Source organism: Phormidium yuhuli AB48 (assembly GCF_023983615.1).
Classification (GTDB): Bacteria; Cyanobacteriota; Cyanobacteriia; order Cyanobacteriales; family Geitlerinemataceae; genus Sodalinema; species Sodalinema yuhuli.
On sequence record NZ_CP098611.1, the window covers coordinates 1,665,235 to 1,682,801 of the forward strand.

Annotated in this window: 16 protein-coding genes; 5 read left to right on the forward strand and 11 right to left on the reverse strand. The window is 52.1% G+C overall.

Annotation, left to right across the window (positions count from 1 at the left end; all coding sequences use genetic code 11):
- Positions 1-12: 12 nt before the first annotated feature.
- Positions 13-627 (reverse strand): OB-fold-containig protein, encoded by a 615-nt coding sequence (locus NEA10_RS07160; protein WP_252664643.1) that lies wholly within the window; start codon positions 625-627, stop codon positions 13-15.
- Between the two features lie 78 nt (positions 628-705).
- Between NEA10_RS07160 and NEA10_RS07165 the strand changes: the two genes are divergently transcribed.
- Positions 706-1,065 carry a VOC family protein gene (locus NEA10_RS07165; RefSeq protein ID WP_252664644.1) on the forward strand — a complete coding sequence of 120 codons (360 nt, stop codon included), beginning with the start codon at positions 706-708 and terminating at the stop codon, positions 1,063-1,065.
- Positions 1,066-1,167: 102 nt separating this feature from the next.
- Here the strand turns inward: NEA10_RS07165 and NEA10_RS07170 are convergent, their stop codons facing one another.
- The 4 genes from NEA10_RS07170 to NEA10_RS07185 all read right to left on the reverse strand — a co-directional run bounded on the left by NEA10_RS07170 (position 1,168) and on the right by NEA10_RS07185 (position 3,735).
- Positions 1,168-1,374, reverse strand: coding sequence for a hypothetical protein (locus tag NEA10_RS07170; RefSeq protein WP_252664645.1), 207 nt, complete (start codon positions 1,372-1,374; stop codon positions 1,168-1,170).
- Positions 1,375-1,656: 282 nt separating this feature from the next.
- Positions 1,657-2,163: a phosphoribosyltransferase gene (locus NEA10_RS07175; RefSeq protein ID WP_252664646.1), complete on the reverse strand. Its 507-nt coding sequence runs from the start codon at positions 2,161-2,163 to the stop codon at positions 1,657-1,659.
- Positions 2,164-2,189: 26 nt separating this feature from the next.
- Complete coding sequence (locus NEA10_RS07180) at positions 2,190-2,681, reverse strand: GNAT family N-acetyltransferase (protein ID WP_252664647.1); 492 nt, start codon at positions 2,679-2,681, stop codon at positions 2,190-2,192.
- The gene (locus tag NEA10_RS07185; protein WP_252664648.1) at positions 2,674-3,735 is read right to left on the reverse strand and encodes a D-alanine--D-alanine ligase family protein; all 1,062 of its coding nucleotides are present in this window, start codon (positions 3,733-3,735) and stop codon (positions 2,674-2,676) included. The genes NEA10_RS07180 and NEA10_RS07185 overlap by 8 nt, the downstream gene beginning before the upstream one ends.
- Before the next feature lie 18 nt (positions 3,736-3,753).
- On the opposite strand from NEA10_RS07185, the gene NEA10_RS07190 reads away from it, so the two are divergent.
- On the forward strand, positions 3,754-4,368 hold the full coding sequence (locus NEA10_RS07190; protein ID WP_252664649.1) for a hypothetical protein: 615 nt from the start codon (positions 3,754-3,756) through the stop codon (positions 4,366-4,368).
- 66 nt (positions 4,369-4,434) lie between these two features.
- On the forward strand, positions 4,435-5,751 hold the full coding sequence (locus tag NEA10_RS07195; protein WP_252664650.1) for a hypothetical protein: 1,317 nt from the start codon (positions 4,435-4,437) through the stop codon (positions 5,749-5,751).
- Positions 5,752-5,941: 190 nt separating this feature from the next.
- On the opposite strand, the gene NEA10_RS07200 is transcribed toward NEA10_RS07195, so the two are convergent.
- Both NEA10_RS07200 and NEA10_RS07205 read right to left on the reverse strand, forming a co-directional pair.
- The gene (locus NEA10_RS07200) at positions 5,942-7,387 is read right to left on the reverse strand and encodes a DASH family cryptochrome (protein ID WP_252664651.1); all 1,446 of its coding nucleotides are present in this window, start codon (positions 7,385-7,387) and stop codon (positions 5,942-5,944) included.
- Positions 7,388-7,524: 137 nt separating this feature from the next.
- Positions 7,525-9,717 carry a pentapeptide repeat-containing protein gene (locus NEA10_RS07205; protein WP_252664652.1) on the reverse strand — a complete coding sequence of 731 codons (2,193 nt, stop codon included), beginning with the start codon at positions 9,715-9,717 and terminating at the stop codon, positions 7,525-7,527.
- Between the two features lie 55 nt (positions 9,718-9,772).
- Here NEA10_RS07205 and NEA10_RS07210 point away from each other — a divergent pair, with 55 nt between their 5' ends.
- Entirely contained in the window at positions 9,773-11,242 is a 1,470-nt protein-coding gene (locus NEA10_RS07210) for a glycoside hydrolase family 13 protein (protein ID WP_252664653.1), read from the forward strand.
- A gap of 168 nt (positions 11,243-11,410) precedes the next feature.
- Here the strand turns inward: NEA10_RS07210 and NEA10_RS07215 are convergent, their stop codons facing one another.
- From NEA10_RS07215 to NEA10_RS07230, 4 genes are all read right to left on the reverse strand, one after another.
- Positions 11,411-12,082, reverse strand: a complete 672-nt coding sequence (locus tag NEA10_RS07215; protein ID WP_252665310.1) for an ABC transporter ATP-binding protein — start codon at positions 12,080-12,082, stop codon at positions 11,411-11,413.
- 244 nt (positions 12,083-12,326) lie between these two features.
- A complete protein-coding gene (locus NEA10_RS07220) occupies positions 12,327-13,583 on the reverse strand; it encodes an FtsX-like permease family protein (protein WP_252664654.1) in 1,257 nt (418 codons plus the stop codon).
- 230 nt (positions 13,584-13,813) lie between these two features.
- Entirely contained in the window at positions 13,814-14,152 is a 339-nt protein-coding gene (locus NEA10_RS07225; protein WP_309494778.1) for an acylphosphatase, read from the reverse strand.
- Between the two features lie 29 nt (positions 14,153-14,181).
- Entirely contained in the window at positions 14,182-15,699 is a 1,518-nt protein-coding gene (locus NEA10_RS07230; RefSeq protein WP_252664655.1) for a WD40 repeat domain-containing protein, read from the reverse strand.
- 269 nt (positions 15,700-15,968) lie between these two features.
- Between NEA10_RS07230 and NEA10_RS07235 the strand changes: the two genes are divergently transcribed.
- Positions 15,969-17,525, forward strand: coding sequence for an NAD(P)H-quinone oxidoreductase subunit N (locus NEA10_RS07235; protein WP_252664656.1), 1,557 nt, complete (start codon positions 15,969-15,971; stop codon positions 17,523-17,525).
- Positions 17,526-17,567: the final 42 nt, after the last annotated feature.

Sequence of the window (17,567 nt, forward strand, 5' to 3'; positions counted from 1 at the left end):
TTATCTATCCTGTTAAGGGGTATTTGTAGAACCGAGCCAGCGATCGCAGTCGATGGAGTTATGGACGAGGGCGAGATAGTAGTCGGGACAATGTTCCACAATTAAGACTGTATCTCCTCGCTGGGGGACAATTTCCGCCTCGTCGGGAATCACGACGTTGACCGTAACTAGGTTTTTCGAGGGATCGACGACATCCACTTGGCCGACTTTACCATCGCCTTGACGGGGAAGTTGAGGAGAATTGACGGTTCCTAAACATCCCACCAGGCGATCGCTGCTGGAGTCTTCACTAAAACTGGCGAAAAAGAGGCGGCCCAGGGGCCGGGCGATCGCACCCCCGAGAAAAACACTGACCCCTCCGGTAGTGACAAACACCAGCCAATCCAGGGGACTTCCAGGAACCCCCAAGACGGCGGTAGCCACCCAGCCAAAGAGGCCCCAAAGGCTTAAGTCTGCCGCCAGCAGCAGCATCAGGGGAACCTGGCCAATGCCAAGCCAGCCTAAAATGGGGATATCAAAGCCATCGCCATCGAGTTCATCTTCACCCCCGATGGAGATGGAGACGACAAACAGGAGAATCCCGGCGGCTAGGAAGATCCAATAGGGAAGATTGGCAATATCAAACATCGTGTCACGGGAAAGGCTCACTCACAGAATAACCGCCGTACACTAGATCATGTGGGTTACGCTAACAAAATTTAGACTATGCAGCTCAAACGACTGGGACATGTGGCCATTTGTGTGCAAGATATCCCCAAGGCGGCCGCGTTTTATGAAAATCTGGGGATGACGCTGGTTTGGAAGGATACGGACTGGGCCTATCTCAAGGCGGGAGAGGATGGCTTGGCGTTGTTGAGTCCCAATTATGACCAGGCGGGCCCTCACTTCGGCTTTATTTTTGGCGATCGCGCTGAAATGGAGTCGGCCTATCGTCAACTCAAGGCGGATGGGGTTCACGTCAGCGAGGTTCACGAACACCGAGATGGAACCGCCTCGTTTTATGGTCGCGATCTCGATGGGAACTGGTTTGAGTACCTCTATGAACCCGTCGCTGAGGCTCAATAATCCCGGATTGACTGTGCGTGACAAAACACCCCGGTTGCTGAGAAACCGGGGTGTCGTTTTGTCTGTACCATAGATAGAACCGGATAGGGGTGGACTTTGTGCCTAGTCAACAACGCGCAGTACGCCCCGCTTGAGTTCTTCAAAGACTTTGTTAATAATTGTTTCTTCTTCATGGCTGAGGGAGGATTTGGAGAGCAGACTCCTCATGAAGATGGACTGATCGGCTCGGGTGATCCGGTGAGATTCAAAGATACGGTTGGCAATCTCCTGAACATTGGAACCCCGATGTTGAACTTGTGTGGCAGTCATACGCCTTATCTCTATACCCAGTTAGCTTCGATTTCTTTCATCTTAACCAGAACTTTAAATTTGCTATGCGATCGCGCTTACCTGTTGGTTGTGACGGCGATCGCATTGGGGTCTAGTTTGCATGAAAACACCATTAGTAATAACACGTAATTAAAAATACTTAGGAGACTGGGAGGGGGCAACCAGTCGAATCTCAGAAACCGGGTTTCTTGGAGAAACTTGCTTTCTTATGGCCTCGAATCCAGAAACCGGGTTTCTTGGAGAAACTCGGTTTCTTATGGCTTAATTATTCTCAGACAACGTAGATAAATCCATTTTCTCATAGGACTCAAAGGGCTGATGAATCCAGGGATTATCCTCCAAATAGCGGACATAATAATCTGGGGTAAAAGTCGCGCAGGCTTTACACCATAAGACCGCCGTCCTCAGTTCTGAAATGTGCTGACCATAATGGTCATATAGCCAGGCCAACACCGCTTTGAGGGAATCCCCCGAATCCACCAAATCATCCACAATCAGCAACCGCTGTCCCAGTTGCGATGTGGTCATCGAGAGGGAGCGGGAGACAATCACCTCCCCCTGTTCCCGGCCCTCTGGGCCCCCATAGGAGGCGGTGGAGAGAATGGCTAGGGGACAGTTAAAGATACGGGATAGGGTATCGCCAACTCGCAACCCTCCTCGGGCCAAACAGATGATTTCGTCAAATTCCCAGTGAGATTGATAAATTTGTACGGCCAAACGCTCGACGGTGCGATGATACTCTGACCACGACACATATAACTCGGACATGGTTAATACTTGATGATGGGGGTTTGTTAGGTGGCGGGGAGGGTTTTGCAGTAGATGCGATCGCACCGGGCCGTCTCGACGCCAGTGCTGGGGAGATAGTGGTGGTGTTCGTAAAAGTGGACGGCCTCCTGGAGAACGCTGGCGGTTTCAACCCAGATGGTTTGAAAGCCTCGTTTTTGGATTTCTGCTTCCAATTCTTGCAGTAAAAACGTTCCTAAGCCGCAACCTCGCACTGAGGGACTGAGATACATTTTACGGAGTTCCACGGCGCGATCGCCCCTCGACACCGGATAAAATCCAGCCGTTCCCACCAGCGTCTCCCCCTGTTGCACCACCCAGAAGCCGCCTCCGGTTTCGATGTAGAAGCGTTCCACTTCCACCACATCGCGATCGGCCCCCGCCGGTTCCCAGGGGAGATTGTATTCCAGGAGAACCGAGGCGATGAGACGGCCGGCGGGGATGCGATCGCCCGCCGTCCAAGGACGAATGGTAAACTCTAAATACTCTCCCTTAACCATCGGCGTGATCCAAGGCAAACTGCAAGAGCTGATGCACTAAGTCGGGGAAGGCAATCCCCGTCGCTTGCCAAAGTTGGGGATACATACTGGTGGCGGTGAAGCCGGGGAGGGTGTTGATTTCATTGAGGAAAATCTCCCCCGTCTCCTCCTGATAGAAGAAGTCCACCCGGGATAAGCCAGACGCATCTACAGCGGTGAAGGCCTCGGCCGCCAACTCACGAATCTGTCGGGCAATTTTATCGGGGAGGGGTGCGGGAATCAATAAATCTGCCTGGCCCGCCGTGTATTTGGTCTCATAGTCGTAAAAATCACCCTCGAAGCGAATTTCACCAACAACAGATACCTGGGGGTTGTCGGTTCCCAGGACGGCACATTCGACTTCGCGCACGTTGGCGACGGCGGCCTCGACGATGACGCGGCGATCGTAACTGGCGGCATTATCTAAGGCCGCTTCAAACTCACTGCGCGATCGCACCTTAGAAATCCCCACCGAGGAACCTAAATTGGCAGGTTTAACGAAACAAGGATAGCCCAACACCGCATCAATCTCATCACAGAGTTTAGGAAAGACACAGGGATTGGACCAAATCTCATGACGGCGAATCTCCCGATAGGCCACCTGGGGAAGTCCCGCCTGAGCAAAGGCTGACTTCATGGCCAGCTTATCCATTCCCACCGCCGAACCCAGAACCCCCGAACCGACAAAGGGAACCTGCATTAACTGTAATAGGCCTTGAATTGTCCCATCTTCCCCATTGGGGCCATGGAGAATCGGGAACCATACCGTCATCTGGGAGGCTTCCGGGGGAAAGGACCAGAGATTCACCGTATCCCCGTCTTCAGCATTGAGAGGCTGTCCTGAGTCCAAAACCCCTTGGGCTACCTCAGGGCCGTGCCATTGGCCAATCTTGCTGATATAAAAGGGATAGAGCGTATAACGACTGGCATTGTCGGCAGAGAGGAGAGCCTGGGCGATCGCCCGAGCGGACGAAATCGACACCTCATGTTCTCCAGAGCGTCCGCCGAATAGCAGTCCCACCTGTTGTTTCGTCATATCCTAAAACTCTCCACCATGAAAAGGCATTGGCTCACCGCGACAATTGTACCGGCTGTCCTGGGACTTTGTTGCCTTGCTGGCGCTCCCGTCAGGGCAAATCCTCCCTCAGGCCCCTGTTCTAACGAGAACCCAGTCGCCCCTTCTGAGGAATCTCGATATGTTGTCTTCCGCCGCCATAGTCTCCGCTTCCAGATTCCTCGTAATTACCAGATTGTTCAAGAGAATGAGCTTCAGGTTGAAAGGATTATCATCCGGAATCCCACAGATGTTGCCTTTCTCGACTGTGCCATGGAACATGGTCCCAGGGGGGCAGGCCATCAAGTCTCTGATATTCGGGTTGAGATTAAACCCCGCCCGAGTCATTTAGAGCAGATTGGGGATTTCCTCGATTCAGCCCTCTATGAGAGCGGCGATTTTGTGCAAACTAGCCTCGCTGGACAAGAGGCCATCACTTGGATACAACGGTTTCGCGCCAACGTGATCACCTACAACGCCGCCCTGTTCCATCCCGATGGTGAGCATCTGGTTCACATCTCCGCTGGCGATTATGGAGAGGAAATCTCCCCCCAAGATGTGGAAGTGCTAGAAATGGTCATAGAGTCCCTCGCCTTCCCGAGAATTTCTCCCTGATGGAAATGTCCCTGAGCCACGGCTAAATCTGTTATAACGAGAAGTAGGTGGTTCATGTAGGACAGAATGGCTCCCAACCCCAAGATTATGGAAGCGGTAGAAGGACTTAACTACCGTGTCACCGTCGGCGACGTTGCCAGTCAAGCCGGCCTCGATGTTAACCTGGCTCAGAAAGGTCTCCTGGCCTTGGCCTCCGATGCCAATGCTCATCTACAAGTGGCTGAGACGGGGGATATTGTCTATGACTTCCCCCGCAACTTCCGCAACATTTTGCGCGGGAAGTTCCTGCGTCTGCGGTTTCAGGCTTGGTGGGAGAAGGTCTGGAATGTTCTGTTCTATCTCATCCGCATCTCCTTCGGAACCCTGCTGATTATCTCGATTATTCTCATTTTTGTGGCGATTACGATTATTATCGTCGCCCTCAACTCCAACCGGGACAGCAACAGCAGTAGCAGTCGCAGCAGCAGTCGCGGGGGGGGCGGCTTTTTCTTTATTCCCCGTTTCTGGATTGGCGACCTCTTCTGGTTTTATGACCCCAATCCCCGTCGCAGTCGGCAACGCAAGGCGAGGAAGGGTCAAAGTGGTTCAGAGATGAACTTCCTCGAAGCGGTGTTTTCCTTCCTCTTCGGGGATGGAAATCCTAATGCAGATTTGGAGGAACGCCGCTGGAAAGATATCGCTCAGGTGATTCGCAATCATAATGGAGTTGTGGTCGCCGAACAAATTGCCCCCTATTTGGACGATTTGGGCAATCAGTTTGCTCGGGAAACGGAAGATTATATGATTGCGGTCTTGTCGAAGTTTGATGGGTCCCCAGAAGTCAGTCCAGAAGGAGAGTTAGTCTATCGCTTCCCTGAGTTACAGGTGACGGCTAAGCAACAGCGTCGCCGGCCGGTGGAAACCTATTTAAGAGAATCTCCTTGGAGCTTTAGTCAAGCAGATTCCAGTCAAATTTCCCTATCGATTGGTTTGGGGTCTCTTAACATTATTGGCGGCGGAATTTTAGGGGTTCTCTTACAAGATGAACAGCTTATAGCAGAGTTGGGTGGCTTGGTGGCCTTTGTGGATTCCATTTATTGGCTGTTGATTGCCTATGGAGTGGCCTTTTTAACGGTTCCCCTGCTGCGCTATTTCTGGATTAAACGGCGCAATCAGAAGGTTCAACAGCGCAATGCTGAACGGGAGGAACGGGCCCTAGAGTTTGAACGCCTTGAACCCCAGTTGCGGCCCAAACTGGATTATGCCCGTCAGTTTGCCCAAGAAACGGCTATTGGCACAGACGACCTTGCCTATACCACAGAAAAGGATGTTTTGCAACAAGAATTTGAACAATCGGATAAATTAGACCAAGAATGGCGCGATCGCCTTGATTCTGGGTCTTAATCTTCGAGTAAATTATTACTCATCTCGATATCTTCAGAAAACCGCTGCTTTGTCCTGTTGGGTTCCTTCAACATCCAATAGAATCTCTTTTTCGCCGTCATTTAGCTTAATTCTAGTTAGCGTAATTCCCCATTGTAAGCTTCAGATACGTTGTCCTACGGCTTTCCTGTCCACGCCATCTCATCAACCTCTACATTGCCCCCTCATAAATCGCTCGATTCTTCGCCAACGACTTGCCTAAATCCACCACCGGCTGAGGATAACTAACCCCCGGATTCACCCCATACTGGCGTAACTCCCCCGCCTTCAGACGATAAATATCATGAATCCGATGGGGCGGAACCCCCGCCAACTCCGGCAACCAATGTTTCACATACTCTCCCTTTGGATCATAATCTTTCGACTGTTTAGGGATATTAAAATAGCGGAAACCTCGGGCATCATTGCCCACACCCGCCGTATAATTCCAATTGCCCCAATTACTACAAACATCATAATCAATCAACAACGACTCAAACCATTCCGCCCCCATCCGCCAATCAATCCCTAAATTCTTCGTCAAGAAACTCGCCACATTTTGCCGGCCACGATTCGACATAAACCCCGTCGCCGCCAACTCCCGCATATTGGCATCCACTAACGGATATCCCGTCCGCCCTTCACACCAACACTTAAAGCGGGGCCAATCCTGTTTCCAAGCAATCGTTAATCCCTGCAAACCCGAGGGATAGAATAGGCGATCGCCCCCCTTAGCCGCCACAAAGCGAAAATAATCCCGCCACAACAACTCAAACAGTAGCCAATACGTCGAATCATTAGCCACCCGTTCCGCCTCATATCGTTGAACCTCCGCCGCAATCCAACGAGGAGACAGACATCCCAACGCCAACCAGGGAGAAAACTTAGACGAATAATCCGCCCCCAACATCCCATTCCGAGTCAACTTATAGTTTTGCAGACAATCCCGATTCCAGACATAGTCTTGCAACCGTTGCAACCCCGCCGACTCACCCCCCCGAAACCTCAAAACCCCCCGTTCATCCAGCAGCGGTGGTTCAACCCCCAACTCCTCCCACGTCGGAAGTTCCCCCACCGCCACCTCCGGAAGGGGTGACATCTCCCTCAGAGGAGGAAGCGGCGGCCTCACCTCAGCGGATTTCTCAACGGCCTTGCGGAAACGAGTAAACACATCTGGAAGTTCAGCAATGGAAAACGGTAGCTGACTGGGGTGATACAGCGTCATCCCCCATTCTTTCTTCAGGGGAACTCCCCCCAGTTGCATCTGTACCGCATCTTCTACCCGCCGTTCCTCCGTCGTCACCTCCTCCTCACAAATCACCCAATCAATCCTCAACTCCCGAACCAACTTCGGAATCACCTCTTCCGGTTTTCCCTGACGAATCACTAAATCACTACCCAGCCGCCGCAAATTTTGCCGCAAATCCGCCACCGCTTCCCGCAAAAACTGACTCCGATAGGCCCCCGTCTTAGGAAACCCAAAGGCCGTTTCACCAAACTCACGAGAATCAAAACAGTAGAAGGGAATCACCTCTCCCCCCGCCGCCAAGGCCCGCTGAAGATCCGGGCGATCGTGTAACCGCAGATTATGACGATGCCAAACTAAAACCCGTTCCATTCCCTAAATCCTCACTCCCAATCACCCTCCATCCTCTCACACCCACCTCCCCCCCTCCTCCCTCTTTCTCTGTGTCCTCTGTGACTCCGTGGTTCTCCACCCTATCTCCCCTCTTGGGAGGGGTTTGGGGTGGGTTCTCAAAAATACAAAAACAGATTCAACCCCGGAATCGTCCGCGACAACGTCCAAAACAACAAACTAATATAGAGAATCCCCAACCCCCACTGATACCAAGCCAAGGCCGCAATCAACCCCGGCAGTTGCCGATCGCGCAAACGAATATCATTAAAACCGAACTTCAGTAAATTATTGAGACTAAAATCATAATAATTCAACCAACCCCAACGACGATCGCACAAAATCGGTTCAAAGCGATCGCGAAAAAAGGGAAAGCGAGGCATAATCGGCAAGCGACTAATCATCAACCGCAACTCCCGAAACGCCCCATCCTCCACAAAATAAGACACATCCATCAAATCATGATAGCGTCCCTGCTGATACATCCGCAGCGTCAGCAGTCCCGGAATTGGGCCCATCACCACCCCCAAACAGGCCAAGGTTAACCCCGGCTGGGGAGAACTCTGGATAATATCAATCACCCCAATCATAAAAATAAGCCCCGTTGTCACCAGTACACATAGACTTTCATAGACAGTTGGCACAATCCGTTGAGGCCGAAGGCGACGATAGCGATCAATCAGCCAAAAGAGGCTAGCAAAATAGGCAATGGCGATCGCCCCCACCCCAAACACTAAGGCAAAACTGGTTCCGTAACGACTCAACGCCAACAGTAACGTAATAAACCCCAGTTTTAACGCCAAATAAAGCCGCAATTTCCAGGTAATCGGTGGCACAGCAATCAAGCGATCGCGCACCTGCGTATAGGTATTTAATGAGACTGTCTCCAAGCTTAACATCTCACTTAAGCTGGAAAATACCTGTTCCTGACGATGCTGTAAAATCTCGGCAATCTGAGCCTGAGAGAAACCAATCTGTCGCAATGTCTCCCGAGATGCTGTATTTAAGTTACTGGCAAATACTCGTTTCACTAAATCCCGTTGCACCAAAATAATCCGTTTATAATTAACTTGATTGGCATCTTCAATTTGCTCTAATTCCCGAAAATTACGCACCAAGTTAATCAACAGATTTTCATTGCCTTGCAATGTGGGAATTGATAACACTCGTCCAATTTTACCCGGATTACCGATGAGCTGAGACTCATTGGCGTCAAAGGTTAAATTTGAGATATTCAAATAGGCTTCTGAATTAAACTGAGCATCACTAAAATCTAGAACTTTCTGAAAACTACCTTCTCGAAAATTAACAGACTTCAAAAATTGTGTTTCCCGAAAACTTAAGTTATCCAAAATCATAGAATCCGTAAAATAGAGAGATTGTATAAACTTAGATTTAGAAAAATCACCACGACTACGCCAAATCGTCTCAGAAAAATCAGCAGTTTCTAGAAATTTACTATCTGCAAAATTGGCAAGTTTCTTAAATTGACCGTTACGGAAGTTTCCCCCTAACTCAAACGTTGCCCCTGTAAAGTCAAGTTCTCCTTGGAATTGAACTCGATTTAAGTTGACATTAGTAAAGAAAATACTATTATGAAAACCAACCGGGCGCAAAAACTTGACTTGAGTTAACTTAAATTGTTTACTAAATCGAGATTCAGACGCTTGCACTTCCCCTCGAAATACCGTACTTCGCCCTTCAATGCCCCCTAAAAAGAATGTATTATTCCAATCAACATCATCTAAGAAATCTGTTCCATCTAATATAAGTTTACCTCGAAATAAGCGCACTTGAAAATTAGACCCAGAGTTCTCTGGAGAATTGGGAATAAGGCTACTTGATAACTGCTGTAACTGGGAGCGGCGACGGCGATCGCGCTCCAGTTGCTTGCGTTCATTTTCCGATAACAGCAAGGATAACTGTTGTCCATATAAAGGCACATTCAGACTCAAAGGTTGGATCCTAAACCGGCCGCGAATCTGTGACCCTGTTAAATCTAACTGGGGTGGGAACGAGGGACGGTTGAGATAGGGGCGTAACTGCCGATAAAACGAATCAGCAAAGGGTTTTCCTGTTTCCCCCAAAGAACTCCCTCGTAAATCAATGGTGACCTGGCTTAAATCAATCACCGGCTGGCCCTGATCGAGTTTCACCCTCTCCAACCGTTGCTGTAACATTGCCTCAGTCAATAAGGGGGGGTCTATCCCCTCAGCCAGTGCCGTGGGGGAGAGCGTCATGACTGCGATGACACAACTCACCAGAATCGCCGCAATTCCGGCCAGCGATCGCCCTGAGAGGGACCTAAACATGGGACGAGAGAAAACAGACCGGTAAGATGGCCCTAGCAGATCGTACAAAAAACTCATGAAAGTACAAACCCCAGATTGGGTTAAGCACGCCGTATTCTATCAAATCTTTCCCGATCGCTTCGCTAAAGCCGATCCCCCCTCGGGTTGCTACATCCCAACAGCGACTGAGTTTGAACCCTGGACGTCCCCTCCCACGCCCCAAGGGTATAAAGGCGGTAACCTCTGGGGGGTCATTGAAAAACTAGACTATCTGCAAGACTTAGGAATCACAGCCATTTACCTAACCCCCATCTTTCAATCCGCCTGTAATCACCGCTACCATACCCACGACTACTATCAAATTGACCCCATCCTCGGGGGAAACGAGGCCTTCGCGGCCCTCCTCGATCGCGCCCATGCCCGAGAGATTAAAGTGGTCATCGATGGCGTCTTCAACCATGCCAGTCGGGGCTTCTACTTCTTCAACGATATCCTAGAAAACGGCCCCCACTCCCCCTGGCTCGATTGGTTCCGCATCGAAAAATGGCCCCTCAGCGCCTATGACGGCGATCGCCCAGCCAATTACGTCAGTTGGGTCGGCAACCGCGCCCTGCCCCAATTCAACCACGATAACCCCGAAGTGCGGGAATATATCATGCAAGTGGGAGAACATTGGATTCGCCAAGGCATCGACGGTTGGCGCTTAGACGTTCCCTTTGAAGTCAAAACCCCCGGTTTCTGGGTTGAATTTCGCGATCGCATCAAGGCCCTCAACCCCGAGGCCTATATCGTGGGAGAAGTCTGGAAAGATGCCGCCCAATGGCTCGACGGACGCCAATTTGACGCCGTGATGAACTACGAATTTACCGGTCCCACCATCGCCTATGTCGCCGGCGATCGCGTCATCCGAGAACTGGTCGAGTTTCATGATTATGACCCCTACCCCGCCCTCAACGCCGAAGAATACGGGCAAAAAATTCTGGAACTACTCAACCTCTACCCCTGGGAGATCCAACTGGCCCAACTGAACCTACTCGACAGTCACGACACCCCGCGCATGGTCACCCTTGCCAGCGAAGATCTCCCCAGCCTCAAACTCGCCGCCTTACTCAAAATGACCTTTCCCGGCGCTCCCTGCATCTACTACGGCGACGAAGTGGGTCTCAATGGCGGTCACGATCCCGACTGTCGTAAAACCTTCCCCGAACCCTCCGAATGGAACCGAGATCTCCATAAAATGTATCAAGACCTCATCGCCCTGCGCCATCACTACCCCGCCCTAAGAACCGGCAACTACGAGATTTTACTGGCCCAGGATAGCCTCTACGCCTTCCTACGGACCCTCACCGACGCCGAAGATGTCATCATCGCCATCAACGCCGGAGAACAGCCCGAACAGCTCACCCTAGACCCCCTATGCCCCAATCCCAAAACCCTAGAATTAAAATATGGCGATCGCACCACCGCCCAAAGCCTAACCAGTCAAGGAACCACCATCTCCTTTGAACTCCCCCCCCGTTCCGGCTGCATCCTAGCCAACCCCTAACACCAGCAAAACCCGAGAATCGGCCAACACACCTATCCTCGGGTTCCCCCCCTACTGCCTTCTTCCCCCTATTGCCTATTGCCTATTGCCTTTTGCCTTCCTCCCCCTTTTGCCTTTTGCCTTCCTCCCCCTATTGCCTTTTGCCTATTGCCTTTTGCCTTCTTCCCCCTACTTCTCCCGAATCTCCCCATCCTCCAAATAGGTCACCGAATCCGCCACATCGAGAATCCGAGGATCATGAGTCACCATTAACACCGTCACATCATCATCGATCGCCAAACGACGCAACAACTCCATCACCGCATGACCGCTCTTAGAATCCAACGCCGCCGTCGGTTCATCCGCCATGACAATTTCCGGTTGCGTCACCAACGCCCGAGCGATCGCCACCCGTTGTTTTTGCCCCCCAGACAAGTCCCGAGGGCGATTTTGACCCTTATCCCCCAAACCGACCCGTTCCAGCATCTCCTGAGCCGACTGGCGAGCCTGACGTCCACGAATCCCCTGGAGATTCAGAGCCACCTCCACATTTTCCGCCGCCGTCAGAGCCGGGAAGAGATTAAAGCCTTGAAAGATAAAGCCCAAGCGGTTTAAACGAAACTGAGACAAGTGTTGCCGAGACATACGAGTAATATCCTCTCCCAGCAGACACACCGACCCCGCCGTCGGCGCCAACAGTCCAGCTAGAATCGACAGAAGGGTTGTTTTCCCCGAACCGGACGGTCCCATGAGCAGTTGCACCTGACCCCGCTCAATCGTGAGATCCACCTGTTTGAGAATCTGAATCCGCTTCTGACCCGCAAGGTATGACATTTCCACGCCCGTTGCGGCGATCGCCATCCGTCCTTCGGACAACGGGTTGACCAAAGGGGATCTCGGACAGGGATCCTGAGTCGGGCGCTGAGTAGACACCGGGAGTTTAAAAGGGGAGACAATCATAAATACAAGCTTCTAGGCGAAATATAAGTTGCGGTGTGAGCCATCCCCGAGTTGATTAAGGGATGTCAAAAAGCGGAACCCAGAAAAGTAGCTTCATCATTAAACGATTTTCTAGATATTTCAAGCGATCCCGCCAAAATTTTGTCTAAGCTTTAAAAACAATGGCTGGATCCACCCGAGTCACCTTCTGAATCGCAAAAAAGCCAGATCCAACACACATCGCTGTCGTCAGCAGGAAAATGCCTGCCGCCGATCCCGGGGTAATCAAGATGATGATGCCCATACTGGAACTCACCCATTGGGATAACCCCAGACACAGAGCCATCCCCGGCAGATAGCCCAACACCGCCATCCAGAGAGCCTGTTCGATAATGACTCGGTAGAGAACCCAGTCCGAAGCTCCCATAGCCTTCAACGTGCCAAACTCCTTCAGGCGATCAGAGACCGAGGAATAGAGAATTTGCCCAACAATGGCAATTCCCACCACAACCCCCAGGGCAGCTCCAAAGCCTAACACAAAGCCGATCCCAGTACGGTTCTGCCAGTAGTCGCGGGTGCGTTGAGCCAGTTCCTGACGGGTGAGGGCTTGAGTCCCGGGGAGAGCCTCATCGAGCCGTTCTTTTAACACCTGTAGATCTTCACCCGCCTCAGCCCGAATGAGAATATGGGTTAGGGCATCGGAACGCCGTAAGGGTGAAGGAGTCGGAGGTGAGTCAATGGGTTCAGTAGAGGTTCTCGGTTCCCGCTGATAGGTATTGGTACAGGCCATGTTGCCATCTCCATCAACCTGACAGTTCACCGACGTGCCGATTCCAGTAGTAGCATAGGTGTTGGCGGTTTCCAGGGATGTAAAAACAAATACGCTAGAGGCGATCGATTGAGTTCCCTCGGTGATCCCCACCAGCTCAGCGGGCAACGAGTTGATCGTCCCCCGATCGCCGATCCCCTCTAAATTCAAAGCGTCTAGCTGGGAATCATCCACAATAACCGTGTAGGGAGTTTGCAGTTGCGCGAGACTCCCTTGACTGATATTCCAAGGGGTAAAGAGTTCTCCCCCGGGATCAAAGCCAATCAAACGTAAGGGAGCAATCGTTCCCCCCGGTCCGTTCCATTGTCCTGGGGGTAAAAGGAGGGGTTCAGCTAAGGCCACTCCCTCGACCTCCCGAGCCTGAAAGAGCAGTTCAACGGGAAGGGATGGGGTTAACTCGAAATAGACCATCTCCTCTGAGGAGACCCAAATATCGGCCCGAGACTCCTCGGGAATTAAGGCTGTCGATTTGAGAAAGCCGCGAAAAATCCCCATCTGCACAGTCACAAGCGTGACGGCAAAGACGATTCCCGCCTGAGCAATCAGGAAACGAGGAATATCTTCAAGGAGATTTTTACGCGCAAGGGAAGCCATGAGCGGTAAGGACGGTAGAAGAACAGGGATGACAGGTGAATCTGGGCCAGGGGTGAGGTCATAGCATAGACCGCTGCTCTCACCTCTTCTTCTAGCCTAATGGAAGATTTAAAAGTCGCACAGTGGGGGGTTGACAGATTTTAAAATGTCAGATTTCCTCCCTGGCTTCAGGTCACCTCAGGTCTGGAGAGAACTCGATGGGACTGTCCTGCTGCTGGGGCGAGTCACCTTTAGGTTGTCGGCCGAATATCAAACTGGAATAAGTCTTGGGTCGCTTCCCGGAACGTTTCCACATGGGTCACCTCGGCGGTCGGTGGGCCATGATGACACCAGGCGACGACCGTCTGCACCAGGGTCGGCGACCCTTCAAAGACTGCTTCAACGGAACCATTACGACGGTTGCGAACCCACCCATTCAGGCCAAGTTCCCGGGCTTTCTCTTGTGTCGAATAGCGAAAGCCAACCCCTTGAACTCGCCCAGAAATCAAAACTCGGATTGCGGTGATGGGCAAGTCGTTAAGAGTCTCCTGGCTGGTCATTCGCTGAACATGGTGGGCTTCATCTTCCAATTATAGATTCTAAGGGCTTTTCAGCGGCTCTATCTTTGGTCTGATTGACAGGTCGTCCAGTTGGGGGGATCCCCTTGAAAGAGATTTAACTCGATCCAAGAACCATCCCCATGGGATGACAAGGAGATGAGAGGGTCTGTTTGTCCTGTGCGTAATCCTTCTAACTCTCCGGTGTCGGTTTTCCAAACTTTTAAGGTTCGTTCTAGGCTACTGCTCGCGAGGGAAGTACCCTCGTCGCTGATGGCCAGCGATCGCACCGGTCCGGAATGGGCCTGGAGATGATAGCAGCGGTCTCCATTGGCCACCTGCCAAACCTCCACCTGTCCATTTTGCAGCCCACAGCCGACCTGAGACCCGTCAGGGGATAGGGTAATGCTAGAGATGCCCTCACGCATTTGGGAGAAAATGAGGCTGGCCTGCTCGTCTTGCCATTGCCACACCCGGAGTCGGCGATCGGTCCCGGTGCTAGCAAAGGCGTTCCCGGTGGTGGAGATGGCTAAAAAACGAATGGCTCCCTCATGGGCCTTAAACGACTGCTGTTTCTTCCCAGTCTCAACTTGCCAAACCTCAATAGTCCCTTCTTGTCCTCCACAGATCAGCCATTTCCCCGAGGTATCTAACAACATCGCCGTGACACCGCTGGCTAGGCCCGGGAGCGATCGCAGAAGTTGACCATTTTCAGCCTGGCAGGTGCGATAAATACTATCGGTATCCCGGGTGGATAGGGTTTGCCCTTCCGCATTTAAGTTGGAGGGCGTGGTTGACCAACTCCGTCCCCTTAGAACCTCTTGCAGTTGACTCTCCTGGAAACGCCAGAGTCGGACGCGGCCATCATAGCTGGTACTGGCGAGGGTTTTGCCATCGGCCGCAATAGCGAGGGGATAGGCATAATTGGCCCCCGCCATCAGGGGAGGGAGCCAACAGTTTGAGGATTGAGATAATGGGGGTCGGGCCAGTTGGATATAGCCTTCTAACCCCCCTCCATAGCAGAGATGGTCTGAGCTGAATGGACGCTGACGGGGCAGGCGATCGCTGGGCAGGAATCCTAAAATAATCGGGTGATAGTCTTGATAGGCATCGTCGAGAGACTCTTCCACGGCCACCCAAAGCAAAATATCACTGCCCTTGACCTCCTGAGGATAGATTAAGTCGGAGGTGGGCGGCCCGGACAGGGCTAGCACCTGCACTCGTGGGGTCCACCCGTAGGCGTCTGACCCCGACTCACGCCAGTAAAAGGAATTGGGGGTCTCCTCAATGGGAACCAGTTGCTGTGACCAAACGAGGCTGGCGGCTGCATCTGCCAGTGCTTCCAGTAAATACTGTTGCCACAACTCGCTGACGGGTTGGGTCGGATCCGAGTGAAGGATGCGTTGACGGCATTGGGCCCGAATCTGACTGAGGCGATCGCCCGAGATGGTCACCTGTTCTGACCAAACCCCAGGATGACCATGATTCAAGAGTAACGAGGAACCTGGACTTGACGAGCGTTCTTGCATACGTCTCATAAAATCCAATTGTTGCCGATGCAGGGGAATCGTCCAGTCCATGGGGCTTGTCCATCAAAATGCTCGGGGATACGTTAGCTATCTTGGCATGGATTACGGCCCCCATGGGAGCTTGTCCATCGGGCGATCGCCCCAAAACTCCATTCCCTGTTCGGGGTTCCCTGAGATACAATCAACCGGGAGTCTCTCTGGATGATAAAGTGACCGGGTCTGGCTTGCCAACCTAGAGACCCCCCTAAAAACTCCCAGACTGTTAACATTTGAGTCAGTGTGGGACGATACTGTTAATAAACCTTAATCTTAAAACGTCTATGGATGTTGCCAACCTTGCCTCTCAGCTCAATGCTGAGACGATTTTGCCAGAGGGCATCGTTCTGACAACCCTCCTGCTCGTCCTCATTGTCGATCTCATCAGCGGCCGCAAATCCGCCAAATGGACTCCCTATGTGGCGATTATCGGGCTGTTAGCTGCTGTGGCTGCTCTGGCTCTGCAATGGGATAACCCCACTCCCCTGGGCTTTTTAGGGGGCTTCAACAGTGACCCCCTCAGTTTAGTTTTTCGGGGCGTGATTGCTCTCTCCACAGCGGTCACAGTGTTGATGTCCGTCCGCTACGTCGAGCAAAGTGGAACGTCCCTAGCGGAGTTTATCGCCATTTTGATGACCGCCACCCTTGGCGGGATGTTTCTGGCTGGGGCCAATGAACTGGTCACCGTGTTTGTCGCCCTAGAAACCCTCAGTATCTCCTCGTACCTGCTGACCGGGTACATGAAACGAGATACCCGCTCCAATGAAGCTGCCTTAAAATATCTGTTGATTGGGGCTTCGAGTTCCGCCGTCTTCCTCTATGGGATTTCCCTCCTCTACGGACTCTCCGGGGGACAAACCCAATTGGATGAAATTGCCGTCACCATTGCCAATAGCCCCGACTCTCAAGCCATTGGTTTGGCGATCGCCCTTGTCTTCACCATTACGGGTATCGCCTTCAAAATTTCGGCCGTTCCCTTCCACCAATGGACCCCCGATGTCTATGAAGGCTCTCCCACTCCCGTGGTGGCCTTCCTCTCCGTTGGCTCCAAAGCCGCCGGATTTGCGATCGCCATTCGCCTACTGGTAACCGCCTTTGGCTCCATGACGGAGCAGTGGCATTTCGTCTTTACCGCCCTGGCCATCCTCAGTATGGTCTTAGGAAATGTGGTGGCCCTGGCCCAAACCAGCATGAAACGCATGTTGGCCTACTCCTCCATCGCCCAAGCGGGATTCGTCACCATTGGACTCCTGGCGGGAACCGATGCCGGGTATGCCAGCATGATGTTCTATCTCATGGTGTACCTGTTTATGAACCTGGGCGCCTTCACCTGTGTGATTCTCTTCTCGTTACGCACGGGAACTGATCGCATTAGTGAATATGCCGGACTCTATCAGAAAGATCCCCTCCTCACCTTGGGCTTAAGCATCTGTCTCTTGTCCCTCGGTGGGATTCCCCCCTTAGCGGGTTTCTTTGGCAAAATCTATCTCTTCTGGGCCGGTTGGCAAGCGGGACTTTATGGACTGGTCTTGCTCGGATTAGTCACCAGTGTCGTCTCCATTTACTACTACATTCGCGTTGTCAAGATGATGGTGGTGAAAGAACCTCAAGAAATGTCCGATGTGGTGCGGGATTATCCCGAGATTCGTTGGAATTTGCCGGGAATGCGACCGCTCCAAGTGGGCTTAGTGGTGGCCTTAATTTTCACCTCGGTCGCTGGGATTCTCTCTAATCCCCTCTTCACCTTGGCCAATGACGCGGTGATCAAGTCCCCCGTCTTGCAATCGGCGACAACTGAGGCTCCCACCCTGGCCAGCACCCTCGCCGCCCCAGACCTCTAAAGCCGTCAGACCGACCTGCGGCCTCTGACTCAACAATTCTCC